This is a genomic window from Nonomuraea sp. NPDC001831 (genome assembly GCF_042892035.1).
In the GTDB taxonomy this organism is placed as follows: domain Bacteria; phylum Actinomycetota; class Actinomycetes; order Streptosporangiales; family Streptosporangiaceae; genus Nonomuraea.
In genome coordinates this window covers 854,730-867,106 of sequence record NZ_JBIATU010000003.1, presented here as the reverse complement: position 1 = coordinate 867,106, position 12,377 = coordinate 854,730, and the positions used below count along the sequence as shown (strand labels likewise).

11 protein-coding genes are annotated in these 12,377 nt (G+C 71.1%); 7 read left to right on the top strand and 4 right to left on the bottom strand.

All coding sequences use genetic code 11. The annotated features are described in order from the left end of the window. Positions 1-45: 45 nt before the first annotated feature. The gene (locus ACFYYW_RS14715; RefSeq protein ID WP_387648723.1) at positions 46-390 is read right to left on the bottom strand and encodes a DUF6703 family protein; all 345 of its coding nucleotides are present in this window, start codon (positions 388-390) and stop codon (positions 46-48) included. Between the two features lie 57 nt (positions 391-447). Here ACFYYW_RS14715 and ACFYYW_RS14710 point away from each other — a divergent pair, with 57 nt between their 5' ends. Both ACFYYW_RS14710 and ACFYYW_RS14705 read left to right on the top strand, forming a co-directional pair. Then, entirely contained in the window at positions 448-735 is a 288-nt protein-coding gene (locus tag ACFYYW_RS14710) for an antibiotic biosynthesis monooxygenase (RefSeq protein ID WP_352323398.1), read from the top strand. A 94-nt stretch (positions 736-829) separates the two neighbouring features. Then, positions 830-2,215: a glycine--tRNA ligase gene (locus ACFYYW_RS14705; protein WP_387648719.1), complete on the top strand. Its 1,386-nt coding sequence runs from the start codon at positions 830-832 to the stop codon at positions 2,213-2,215. A 91-nt stretch (positions 2,216-2,306) separates the two neighbouring features. Here the strand turns inward: ACFYYW_RS14705 and ACFYYW_RS14700 are convergent, their stop codons facing one another. Next, positions 2,307-3,248 carry a dienelactone hydrolase family protein gene (locus tag ACFYYW_RS14700; RefSeq protein WP_387648716.1) on the bottom strand — a complete coding sequence of 314 codons (942 nt, stop codon included), beginning with the start codon at positions 3,246-3,248 and terminating at the stop codon, positions 2,307-2,309. 150 nt (positions 3,249-3,398) lie between these two features. Here ACFYYW_RS14700 and ACFYYW_RS14695 point away from each other — a divergent pair, with 150 nt between their 5' ends. Further along, positions 3,399-4,061 carry a response regulator transcription factor gene (locus ACFYYW_RS14695; RefSeq protein ID WP_352323395.1) on the top strand — a complete coding sequence of 221 codons (663 nt, stop codon included), beginning with the start codon at positions 3,399-3,401 and terminating at the stop codon, positions 4,059-4,061. Further along, complete coding sequence (locus tag ACFYYW_RS14690) at positions 4,058-5,230, top strand: ATP-binding protein (protein WP_387648712.1); 1,173 nt, start codon at positions 4,058-4,060, stop codon at positions 5,228-5,230. Before ACFYYW_RS14695 ends, ACFYYW_RS14690 begins: the two co-directional genes overlap by 4 nt. 96 nt (positions 5,231-5,326) lie before the next feature. Here ACFYYW_RS14690 and ACFYYW_RS14685 read toward each other — a convergent pair whose 3' ends face one another. Then, complete coding sequence (locus tag ACFYYW_RS14685; RefSeq protein WP_352331184.1) at positions 5,327-5,770, bottom strand: hypothetical protein; 444 nt, start codon at positions 5,768-5,770, stop codon at positions 5,327-5,329. A gap of 421 nt (positions 5,771-6,191) precedes the next feature. Here ACFYYW_RS14685 and ppdK point away from each other — a divergent pair, with 421 nt between their 5' ends. Both ppdK and ACFYYW_RS14675 read left to right on the top strand, forming a co-directional pair. Next, positions 6,192-8,828 (top strand): pyruvate, phosphate dikinase, encoded by a 2,637-nt coding sequence (gene ppdK, locus ACFYYW_RS14680; protein ID WP_364415635.1) that lies wholly within the window; start codon positions 6,192-6,194, stop codon positions 8,826-8,828. Between the two features lie 286 nt (positions 8,829-9,114). Continuing rightward, entirely contained in the window at positions 9,115-9,585 is a 471-nt protein-coding gene (locus ACFYYW_RS14675; protein ID WP_387648707.1) for a GNAT family N-acetyltransferase, read from the top strand. Here ACFYYW_RS14675 and ACFYYW_RS14670 read toward each other — a convergent pair. Continuing rightward, the gene (locus ACFYYW_RS14670) at positions 9,582-11,072 is read right to left on the bottom strand and encodes a M48 family metallopeptidase (protein WP_352318923.1); all 1,491 of its coding nucleotides are present in this window, start codon (positions 11,070-11,072) and stop codon (positions 9,582-9,584) included. The genes ACFYYW_RS14675 and ACFYYW_RS14670 overlap by 4 nt on opposite strands. A gap of 80 nt (positions 11,073-11,152) precedes the next feature. Here ACFYYW_RS14670 and ACFYYW_RS14665 point away from each other — a divergent pair, with 80 nt between their 5' ends. After that, positions 11,153-12,373 carry a deoxyguanosinetriphosphate triphosphohydrolase gene (locus ACFYYW_RS14665; protein ID WP_364415632.1) on the top strand — a complete coding sequence of 407 codons (1,221 nt, stop codon included), beginning with the start codon at positions 11,153-11,155 and terminating at the stop codon, positions 12,371-12,373. Positions 12,374-12,377 lie beyond the last annotated feature (4 nt).

The window sequence follows — 12,377 nt, the reverse complement described above, 5'->3', positions numbered from 1 at the left end:
TATGGAGAAAATGAAAATGATTGTCAAAATCTCCGGCGGGCCGGCCTAGAACGCCCCAAACCGGTCAGCGGCCAGGAGCGCCAGGAAGACCAGCATCACGACCCGCAGCAGCCGCCCGCCGACGCCCAGCGACGGCCACGACAGGTACGCCAGCCACCCGACGAACGCCAGCACCACCAGCGCCGCCACGCCGCCCAGCCAGTTGGCCAGCGCGAAGGCGGCCAGCAGCAGGATCACCAGCACGGCGGGGGCCACCCACCTGGGCACCTGCGTGAACAGAAACGTCATCGGGACCGCGCTGCGCCGCTCGACGGCCCTGCGCGCGCCGCCCGCGCCCGGCGTGAAGAACTGCTCGCCCTGGGGCAGCGGGCGCTTGTTTTTGGAGGCCACGTCGAGAGCCTATGGGAGTTCGCGTGACAGCAGGGTGCGCACCTCTAGGCTGGGCTGGTGCTCGCCGTGATCCGATACACCGTGCCAGAGTCCCAGTCCCAGGACTTCCTCAAGCAGGGCCACGCCATCCTCGACACCTTCGCCGCCCAGCCGGGTTTCCACCGCGGGCGGCTGGCCCGTTCGGTCGACGAGCCCAACCTGTGGGCGCTGGTCAGCGAATGGGAGGGCGCCGGGTTCTACCGCAGGGCGCTGTCGGCCTCCAGGATGGTCATGTACCCGTTGATGATCCTCATGGTCAACGAACCCAGCGCGTTCGAGGACGTGTACACGCAAGAGGGCGCGTAGCATCACTCGCGCGCGGGACCGGGTGGGCGTCCCCTAAGCTGGGATCTCACCGAATTCACTCGCCGACCTCCAGCCGGAAAGAGACGCAACCAAAATGGCACGACGCACCGACGTCATGGACACCATCGTCAGCCTCGCCAAGCGCCGCGGGCTCGTTTACCCGTCGAGCGAGATCTACGGCGGACTTCGCGCGTCGTGGGACTACGGTCCTCTGGGTGTCGAGCTGAAGAACAACGTCAAGCGGCAGTGGTGGCTGTCGATGGTCCAGTCGCGCGACGACGTGGTGGGCCTCGACTCCTGCGTCATCCTGGCCCCCGAGGTCTGGCGGGCCAGCGGCCACGTCGAGACCTTCACCGACCCGCTGACCGAGTGCCAGTCGTGCCACAAGCGCTTCCGCGCCGACCACCTCGTCGAGGCCTACGAGGAGAAGAACGGCAAGGAGCCCGAGAACGGCCTGGCCGACATCACCTGCCCCAACTGCGGCAACAAGGGCACCTTCACCGAGCCCCGGCAGTTCAGCGGCCTGCTCAAGACCTTCCTCGGCCCGGTGGAGGACGAGTCGGGCCTGGCCTACCTGCGCCCGGAGACCGCCCAGGGCATCTTCATCAACTACCTCAACGTGCAGCAGTCGGCGCGCAAGAAGGTCCCGTTCGGCATCGGCCAGGTCGGCAAGTCCTTCCGCAACGAGATCACCCCGGGCAACTTCATCTTCCGCACCCGCGAGTTCGAGCAGATGGAGATGGAGTTCTTCGTCAAGCCCGGCACCGACGAGGAGTGGCACCAGTACTGGATCGACGAGCGGTTCCGCTGGTACTCCGACCTGGGCATCAACAAGGACAACCTGCGCCTCTACGAGCACCCGCAGGAGAAGCTGTCCCACTACTCCAAGCGCACCGTCGACGTCGAGTACCGCTTCAACTTCCAGGGCTCGGAGTGGGGCGAGCTCGAAGGCATCGCCAACCGCACCGACTTCGACCTCACCGCCCACTCCAAGGCCTCGGGCGTCGACCTGAGCTTCTTCGAGCAGGACACCGGTGAGCGTTACGTCCCCTACGTCATCGAGCCGGCCGCCGGCGTCGACCGGGCCACGCTGACCTTCCTGCTCGACGCCTACACCGAGGACGAGGCGCCCAACGCCAAGGGCGTCATGGAAAAGCGCACGGTGCTGCGGCTCGACCACCGGCTCGCGCCGGTCAAGGCCGCGGTGCTGCCGCTGTCGCGCAACGCCGACCTGTCGCCGAAGGCCCGCGACCTGGCCGCGCAGCTGCGCAGGCGGTGGAACGTCGAGTTCGACGACGCGGGCGCGATCGGCCGCCGCTACCGCCGCCAGGACGAGATCGGCACCCCGTTCTGCATCACCGTCGACTTCGACACCCTCGAAGACCACGCGGTGACGATCCGCGAGCGCGACAGCATGGCCCAGGAGCGCATCGCCATCGACCAGGTCGACTCCTACCTGCGCCAGCGCCTCAACGACTGACCCCCGGCACCACCACACCGGCGCCGCCCCGGCTCTCCGCCGCGGGCGGCGCTCGCGTTCTCCAGCCAGGCCGCAGGACAGGCCGGGTCGGTCAGGACAGGTGGCGGCCGAACCAGGTCAGCACGTAGTCGTAGGCCTGCGAGGCGGCCCGCTCGTCGTAGCGGGCGCCCGTGTCGTTGAAGAAGGCGTGGCCGACGCCGGGGACGGTCACCAGCTCGTGGGTGAGCCCGGCCTGCGTCAGCGCCGCCTCGGCCGCGTCCCTGGTGGCGTTGACGCGGTCGTCCTGCTCGGCGTAGATCGCCAGCACGGACGCCTTGGTGCCGGTCAGGTCGGCGTCGTCGGGCAGCGGGCCGTAGAAGGGCGCGGCGGCGGCCAGCCGGGTCTCCCCGGACGCCAGCAGCAGCCACGTCATCCCGCCGCCGAAGCAGAACCCGATCATGCCCAGCCCGGCCCCCTCGGCCCGCCGCTCCAGCTCGCCGACCGCCGCCTTCATGTCGGCCACGAACCGCTCCTGAGGGATCTCGCCCAGCCTCGCCGTGACCTGCGCGGGGTCGGCGAACGCGGCCGTGCCGCCGTCCCGGGAGAGCAGGTCGGGCGCCAGGGCCGAGTAGCCGCTCGCGGCCAGCCGGCCGGTGACCGAGCGGATGTGGTCGGTCAGCCCGCGGTTCTCGTGCATGACCAGCACCGCGCCCTTGGGGACGGCGGCGGCGGCCCAGGCGGCCCGCAGGGTGGTCCCGTCCGGGCCGGGGAACGTGATCTCCTGCGTGGGCAGCGGGGCCGGGCCCGCGGGGGAGGCCGTGCCGGACGGCGCGGCGGCAGGCGGCGTGCTCGCCGCGTCGGTGTCGGGGTCGGAGCCCGGGGCGGCGCCCGGGTCGGTGTCAGGGGTGGCGCCGCAGGCGGCGAGGAGGGCAGTGGCGGCGGGGAGGGTGAGCCCGAGGAGGCCCAGGCGGCGCAGGGCCTCCCGCCGCGAGATCAGGCCCTCTACGTGGTCGAGTGCCACTTCTTCTGCCAAATATCGCTGGAAGGGCGTCATGGTCGAAAGATCTAACGGTGAGCACCGAAAAATCGTGTAAAGGCGATAGTTATGTGGTCTTTCGCTGGCGTTTGGTGAGGTGGTGCTGAATCCGGGAACGCCGCTCCGGACCCATGGCGTGCCCCCTCATCCGGAACTATGGTCAAGATCATGCGACTGCTGGTGGTCGAGGACGAGGAAGACCTGGTCGACGCGTTACGGGTGGGTCTGGTCCGGGCGGGCTACGCGGTGGACGTGGCCTACGACGCGCCGTCGGCGCACGAGAAGCTGGAGGTCAACACCTATGACCTGGTCCTGCTCGACCTGAACCTGCCCGGCGGCGACGGCTTCGAGCTCTGCCGCTCGGTACGGGCCGCCGGCCGCGGGGTGCGGATCATCATGGTCACCGCCCGCGACCGCCTCGACGACCGGGTGCGCGGCCTCGACGAGGGCGCCGACGACTACCTGGTCAAGCCGTTCGCCTTCCCCGAGCTGCTGGCCAGGGTGCGGGCGCTGCTGCGCAGGGACACCGGCGGCACCGCCGTCCTCCAGGTGGGCGGGCTGCGCATCGACACCGCCCGGATGGAGGTCTCCCTCGACGGCCGCTCCCTGGCCCTGACCCCCAAGGAGTACGGCGTGCTGCACTATCTGATGACCCGTCCCGGCCATGTGGTCTCCACCGAGGAGCTGCTCGAACACGTCTGGGACGAGCACGCCGACCCGTTCACCAACACCGTCCGGGTCACCGTCGGCAACCTGCGCCGCAAGCTCCAGGAGGACGGTCTCATCGAGACGGTGATCAGCCGCGGCTACCGGCTCAGGGAGCCGGCGTGATCCACACCATCCGCTTCCGGCTGACCGTGCTCTACTCGGGGCTGCTGTTCGTGCTGGCCGCGCTGGTGCTGGGCGGCATCTACGTCGCGGTCTCCAAGACCACCGAGGAACGCCCGTACTCGACCGAGTACGCCAAGGCGTACCGCGGCAACCAGTACGTGGGCAAGCAGGAGGTCGTCTTCATCGAGGAGGTCGAGAACGAGGTCAACATCAGGACGCTGGCCACGCTGCGCGACTACTCGCTGGCCACCCTGGCCGGGCTCTACCTGGCGTCCCTGGGCATCGGCTGGGTGTTGTCGGGACGGGTACTGCGTCCGGTGCGGTCGATCACCCGGACGACGGAGGAGATCCAGGCGACCGACCTGACGCGGCGGATCCGGCTGGGCGGCTCGCGCGACGAGCTGAAGGACCTGGCCGACACCATCGACACCATGCTCGACCGGCTCGAGGAGGCGTTCAGCGCCCAGCGCCGGCTGATCGACGACGCCTCGCACGAGCTGCGCAGCCCCCTGACGATCATCCGGGCCAACGTGGACGCCGTGCTCGCCTCGCCCGAGGCCAGCGAGGCGGAGCGGGCCAGGGCCGTGCAGATCGTGGACCGGGCGACCACCCGCATGACCAGGCTCGTGGAGGACCTGCTGGCCAGCGCCCGGCGGCAGGCGACCGCGTTCGCCGACACCGACCTCGACCTGAGCAGGGTGGCGCGGGAGGCGTGCGAGGAGTACGCGGCTCCGGCCGCCGCCCGCGGCCTGACGATCACCCGCGGGCTGGTCCCGAACCTGGAGATGACCGGCGACCAGGACGCGCTGCGCCGGGCCGTGGCCAACCTGCTGTCCAACGCGGTGCGCCTGACCCCGCCGGGCGGGAGCGTCCGGGTGGGGGCCGGCCGGTCGGGCGGCTGGTTGTGGGTCGCGGTCAGGGACGACGGCCCCGGCCTCGGCGTGGCGGAGCAGGAGCGGGTCTTCGACCGGTTCTGGCGCGGCGAGGCCAGCCGGCGCGACCGGCACACCGGCCTCGGCCTGGCCATCGTCCGGCAGATCGTGGAGTCGCACGGGGGACGGGTGGCGGTGTTCTCCAGCCTCGGGCAGGGGGCCACGTTCGTGTTGTGGCTGCCGCCGCGCGACGGCGCCCCGGGCCCGGCCCCCGAGACCAACCCCATCCCCACCTGACCCCGCCCGCCCTGCCTGACCGCGCCCACCCTGCCTGACCGCGCCGCAGGGACCCGCGCCGACGCGGGCCTGTCGCCCTACTGAGGGTCTGTCGCCCTACTCCAGCACGCGCCCGACGAGCTGCCCGTCCCGGGCCACCGCCACGCAGTACGCGGTGCGGTGGCGCGGCCACTCCTCCTCCAGCGGCGGTAACGCGGTCACCTCCACCTCGCTCCGCCTGCCCGGCGCGATCCGCAGCCGCGGCGCGCAGAAGTCCGTGGCCTGCCGCCTGGCCCGCTCGGCGCCCGGCCACGCCCCCTCCGGCACGACGTAGATCATGCCGAACTCGGCCGCGTGCGGGTTGCCGCACGGCACGAGCGTCGCGATCAGGTCGTCGGGGATGGACACGAGGCAGTCGCCCGGCCGCAGCTGGGTCGCGTGCCGCTGTTCCGCGCCCGGCACCGACGACCCCGCGGAAGGCTCGGGCGTTCCCGAGCCGCAGGCGGACAGCGCCAGGACCAGGCAGGCGGCCATCAGACCTCGGGACGTCGTGCGGGGCATGCGAGCAGAGTGTCATGCCTCGATCACGTCCATATCGCGGAACGACCCGAGCTGGGTCACGTTGAGCGATCACGACGGCCGCCGGCCGGCCGCCGGGGGCCGGAGGTCCAGGTAGATCACCGTGTCCGCGGGGGGCTTGGCCGATCCCGCGACGAAGCCTGCACGACGCTTTGGCATGGCGGCAGCGGCCATGGGCCTCTCCTGGCGGGACCCGATCCGATTCCCCACCTCTCGCTCCTCTTTCTCAAGAATTGGTGTAAACCAATTGGTATAAACCAATTTATCGGGCAGCGGTCCTATAATTGGATTAGACCTGTCACGGGCGGTTGACCTGCAAAAACACTGACTTAACCGAGGAGTGCAGTTTCGTCATCAATTTCGCCGGTAGAGTCCCGGGCAGAAGCGTTGGATTGGAGCTGTGGTGGCCAAGTACGTTTACGACTTCACCGAGGGCAACAGGAATCTCAAGGATCTTCTCGGTGGAAAGGGCGCGAATCTCGCCGAGATGACGAATCTCGGGCTGCCCGTACCCCCCGGATTCACGATCACCACTGAAGCCTGCCGTCACTACCTGACGGAAGGCGCTCTTCCCGACGGCCTGGAGCGCGAGGTCGCCGAGCACCTGGACGCCCTGGAGGCCCAGATGGGCCGCCGGCTCGGACAGGCCGACGACCCGCTCCTGGTCAGCGTACGGTCGGGCGCGAAGTTCTCCATGCCGGGCATGATGGAGACGGTCCTCAACATCGGCCTCAACGACGAGTCGGTGCACGGCCTGGCCAAGCAGGCGGGCGGCAACGACCGCTTCGCCTGGGACTCCTACCGCCGGCTGATCCAGATGTTCGGCAAGACCGTGCTCGGCCTCGACGGCGACCTGTTCGAGCACGCGCTCGACGAGCTGAAGGGCCGCCGCCAGGACACCGACCTCGACGCGGGCGAGCTGCAGGGTCTCGTCGAGACCTACAAGGGCATCGTCCGGGAGCAGACCGGCAAGGACTTCCCCGCCGACCCCCGCGAGCAGATGCGGCTGGCCGTCATGGCGGTCTTCGACTCCTGGAACGCCCCGCGCGCCATCCTCTACCGCCGCCAGGAGCGCATCCCGGCCGACCTCGGCACCGCCGTCAACATCGTGGCCATGGTCTTCGGCAACGTCGGCAACGACTCGGGCACCGGCGTCGCCTTCACCCGCGACCCCGGCTCCGGCCAGCAGGGCATCTACGGCGACTACCTGCAGAACGCCCAGGGCGAGGACGTCGTCGCCGGCATCCGCAACACCATCCCCCTCCAGGAACTCGAACGCCTCGACAAGCGCTCCTACGACGAGCTGCTGCAGATCATGGAGACGCTGGAGAACCACTACAAGGACCTGTGCGACATCGAGTTCACGATCGAGCGCGGCAAGTTGTGGATGCTCCAGACGCGGGTCGGCAAGCGCACCGCCGCGGCCGCCTTCTGCATCGCCACCCAGCTCGTCGACCAGGGCCTGATCACCCTCGACGAGGCCGTCACCCGCGTCACCGGCGACCAGCTCGCCCAGCTCATGTTCCCCCGCTTCGACGGCGGCGCCGAGAAGAAGAAGATCGCCAAGGGCATGAACGCCTCGCCGGGCGCCGCCGTCGGCAAGGTCGTCTTCTCCTCCGAGCGCGCCGTCGAGCTGGCCGGGCAGGGCGAGGACGTCATCCTCGTCCGCCGCGAGACCAACCCCGACGACCTGGCCGGCATGATCGCCGCCAAGGGCATCCTGACCAGCCGCGGCGGCAAGACCTCGCACGCCGCCGTGGTCGCCCGCGGCATGGGCAAGACGTGCGTGTGCGGCGCCGAGGAACTGGAGGTCTCCACCGGCGAGCGCAGGTTCACCGCGCCCGGCGGCGAGGTCGTCTCCGAAGGCGACGTGATCTCCATCGACGGCACCACCGGCGAGGTCTACCTCGGCGAGGTGCCGGTCGTGGACTCGGCCGTCGTCGAGTACTTCGAGGGCGCGCAGCCGGACGACGACCTGGTCAGGGCCGTGGACCGGATCATGGGCCACGCCGACTCCGTGCGCCGGCTCCGGGTCCGCGCCAACGCCGACACCCCCGAGGACGCCGCGCGGGCCCGCCGCTTCGGCGCCCAGGGCATCGGCCTGTGCCGCACCGAGCACATGTTCCTCGGCGAGCGCCGCCAGCTCGTCGAGGACCTCGTCCTGGCCGACGGCGACGAGGAGCGGCAGGCCGCGCTCGACGCCCTCGAACCCCTCCAGAAGGCCGACTTCATCGGCATCTTCAAGGCCATGGGCGGCGACCCGGTCACCATCCGGCTCATCGACCCGCCGCTGCACGAGTTCCTGCCCGACCTGGTGGACCTGTCGGTCAAGGTCGCCACCTCGCCCGACGTGACCGACAAGGACCGCAGGCTGCTGGCCGCCGTCAAGAGGCTGCACGAGCAGAACCCGATGCTGGGCCTGCGCGGCGTGCGTCTCGGCCTGGTGATCCCCGGGCTGTTCGCCATGCAGGTGCGGGCGATCGCCCAGGCCGCGGCCGAGGTCCCGGGCGCGCGGCCGGAGATCATGATCCCGCTGGTGGCGTCGGTCCAGGAGCTGGAGTCCGTACGCGAGGAGGCGACCAGGATCCTCGCGGAGAACGGCGTCGAGGCGCTGATCGGCACCATGATCGAGGTGCCGAGGGCGGCACTGACGGCGGGCCAGATCGCCGAGGCGGCCGAGTTCTTCTCCTTCGGCACGAACGACCTGACCCAGATGACCTGGGGATTCAGCCGCGACGACGTCGAGGCCGCCTTCTTCTCGCGCTATCTGGAGCTCGGCATCTTCGGCGTCAGCCCGTTCGAGACCCTGGACCGCGACGGCGTCGGACGGCTGGTCAGGATCGCCGTCGAGGAGGGCCGCGCGGCCCGCCCCGACCTGCACGTCGGCATCTGCGGCGAGCACGGCGGCGACCCCGACTCGGTGCACTTCTGCCACGAAGTCGGCCTCGACTACGTCTCCTGCTCCCCGTTCCGCATCCCGGTGGCCCGGCTGGAGGCCGGCCGCGCCGCCCTGACCGACACCGACTCCGACACCCGCTGACGAGCGCGGCGGCCGGGGCCCCGGGCCCCGGCCGCCCCTAGCCGCGGCGCCGGTTGGCCAGCGACACGGCGGTGAACACCACGATCCCGATCAGGAGGAAGAAGAGCACGAAACCGATGATGATCTCCGAGACGCCTAAGTTCACGGGGGTTCCCTCCCTGCCGGCGCTCCCTGGAGGAGCGCTCCTTGCGACGGATCGTAGGAGCGCCCGGTTGAAGATCTGTTGATTTCCTGTCCATGAACCCCGGAGATCGCGGGAAAAGCGGCTTTTGGGATACTTTCCGCCATGAAAGATCTCCTGGAATGGGAGCTGCGGCCCGCCGGGCCGGACGAGGTGGAGGCGATCGCGGAGCTGCGGGCCACGGTGATGCGCCCCGACCTGGAACGGCTGGGCCGCTTCGACGAGCACCGGGTACGGCAGCGCTTCCGCGACAGCTTCGCCCCCGGCCACACCTCCGTCATCCTGGCCGGCGGCGCCTTCGCCGGCTGCGTCACCCTGCGCCCCGCCGAGGACGGGCGCTGGCTGGAGCACTTCTACCTCGCCCCCGCCGTCCAGGGACGCGGGCTCGGCTCGGCCGTCCTGCGGGCGCTGCTGGACCGCGCCGACGCCGAGCGCGCGACCGTGCGCCTGGTCGTCCTGCGGGGCAGCGCCGCCCAGCGGCTCTACGAGCGGCACGGCTTCACCGTCGAGGGCGCGGACGAGGTCGACGTCCTCATGGTCCGCCGGCCGGACGCCGGGCGGCCCGCGACCGGCTAACGCGGCACAGGCTCCTCGGCCGGCACGTAGTCGTGCCGCATCCCGTGGTCGCCCAGCCACTGCCGCAACCCGGCCACGGCCTCCGGATCACCGGCGACCCGGGCCGCGTACTCGGCCAGGGCCACCTCCTCGCCGTCGTCGTACAGCAGCCGGGCGGGGCCCGACCAGGACAGCGTCCACCTGGCCTCGCCGAGCTGGATCAGCACCGCCTCCAGCGCCTGCCCCAGCACCCCGGCGAGCAGCGTCTCCGACGGTTTCCAGCCCAGCTCGCGCAGCCGTTCGGCCAGCTCGGCCTGGCGGCCCCTGGCGATCGCCTCGAAGGCCGCGTCGAGGTAGGGCCGCGTCGCCCCCATCACCCGCTGTCCCGCCACCGCCAGGTCGTGCAGGGCCTCGGCGTTGCGGCCGGCGTACATGCCCTGGGCCACCAGCTCGTCCCACGGCACCGGGCGCAGCCCGGCCAGCGCCTCCGGCGTCCACATCGACCGCTCGACCGCCTCGGCCGCGACGTCGGGGTCGCGCAGCAGCGTCAGCGCCGGCCGCGGATCGGGGACGTGCTCCGGCTCCGGCAGCACCGCGATGGCGGCCAGCCGATCGGCCAGGCTGGGATGGGAGTCGTACGGCGAGACCTCCTCGGGCCGCTCGCCCAGCCGGGCGATCTCGGCCTGCCGCCCGGGGTCGTTCATCAGCGCGTGGAAGCCGCCGAACACCGAGGCAGGCCGGGTGCCGCCCACGCCGGTCAGCGACAGGTAGTCGCCGGCGTACAGGTCCCAGCCCAGGGAGGTGTCGTGGATCTTGCGGAGCGCGCCCGACATGGCCTGGCGGCCGCCGATCGCCACCGCGAACGCGTCGGCCTCCAGCTCCTGGCGGCGCGACACGGCCTGCGAAACCCGCAGGTAGAGCTTGGCGTACCAGGCGAAGAGCCGTTGAATGATCGGATGGTTGCCCAGCCCCTGCACGGTCGCGATCAGCGAGACCCGCCCCCGGTAGACGGGCGCGCCCAGCCGCGTGTGCGCCCCGCTGTAGTGGCCCAGCTCGTGCCCGAGCACGGCGCGCAGCTCGTCGACGGTGAGCGTCTGGAGCAGCGGCAGCCCGATGAACATGCGCCGCCGCGTCGCGCGCAGCCCCAGGAAGCGGGTGTCCTCCGACACCGCCGCGTTCACCTCGGGGACGAGCCGGATCTCGTCGGGCGGCGCGGTGCGCACCCGCCGGGCCAGGTCCTCCACCGCCTGCCAGAGCGCGGGCTCGTGCTCGCGCCCCACCGGCACGCCCGGCAGCTCGCCCCCCTGGTTCCGGCCCACCATGAACAGCGCCCGCACCAGCGCGCCCGCCGCCAGCGTGAGCACGATCGCGACCTTCAGCGCCGCGACGCGGAAGTCCACCAGCAGCAGGACGTCGAAGAACACGGCGGCCACCAGGATGACGCCGACCAGCACGTAGAAGCCGGCGAGCAGACTGAAGGCCAGCACCGCTCGGAACGCTGTCGTCATGGGGGAGGGCTCCCGGGGAAGGGGTTCTCGCGAGGCTCGACACTAGCGGAGACAGGAAACTGGATAAAATCACTGCACCAATGTCGTACTACGACGAGCACGACCAGGAACGATGGGTCCCGGAACCACCCGGCAACCCCGGCCGCGGTGCGTTCGAACGCGACCGCGCCCGCGTCCTGCACAGCGCCGCGCTGCGCAGGCTGGCGGCCAAGACCCAGGTCGTGGGCCCCGGCGAGACGCTCGGCGGCGGCCAGCACATCCCGCGCACCCGGCTGACCCACTCCCTCGAATGCGCCCAGGTCGGCAGGGAGATGGGCGCCACGCTCGGCGTCGACCCCGACCTGGTCGAGACCGCCTGCCTGGCCCACGACCTCGGCCATCCGCCGTTCGGGCACAACGGCGAGGTGGCGCTCAACGCGCTGGCCACCTCGTGCGGCGGCTTCGAGGGCAACGCCCAGAGCCTGCGCCTGCTCACCAGGCTGGAGGCCAAGGTCCTCACCGACGACGGCCGCAGCGCCGGTCTCAACCTCACCCGGGCCGCGCTCGACGCCGCCGTCAAATACCCCTGGACGTGCGAGAAGTCCCCCAAGTTCGGCGTCTACCACGACGACCTGCCGGTCTTCGAGTGGATCAGGGACGGCGCCCCCGAAGGCCGCGTGAGCTTCGAGGCCCAGATCATGGACTGGGCCGACGACGTCGCCTACTCCGTCCACGACCTGGAGGACGCACTCCACTCCGGCCACGTCACCCCCGAGGCGCTCCAGTCGCCCGTGGAGCGCGGCGCGGTGGCCCGCGTCACCCGCGCCTGGTACGCGCCCGGCGCCGACCTCAACGAGCTGGAGGAGGTCTTCGCCAAGCTGATCGCCGACCCGCTGTGGCCGCGCCGCTTCGAGGCCACGCTCGCCGACCTGGCCGGCCTCAAGGCGCTCACCAGCGGCCTGATCGGCCGGTTCTGCCGCTCGGCCCAGACCGCCACCAAGGAGGTCCACGGCGCCCGCCACCGCGCCGACCTCGTCGTGCCGCGCGCCACGCTGCTGGAGTGCGCCCTGCTCAAGGGCGTCACCGCCCACTACGTGATGACCACCGAGGGCCACCACGCCAACCAGGCCAGGCAGCGCGAGCTGATCACCGAGCTGGCCTCGCTGATCACCCTCGGCGCCCCCGCCACCCTCGAACCCGCCTTCCGCCCCGCCTTCCTGGACGCCCCCGACGACGCCGCCCGGGTGCGCGTCGTGATCGACCAGATCGCCTCGCTCACCGACACCTCGGCAGTGGCCTGGCACCGGCGCCTGTCGAAGTGACGGC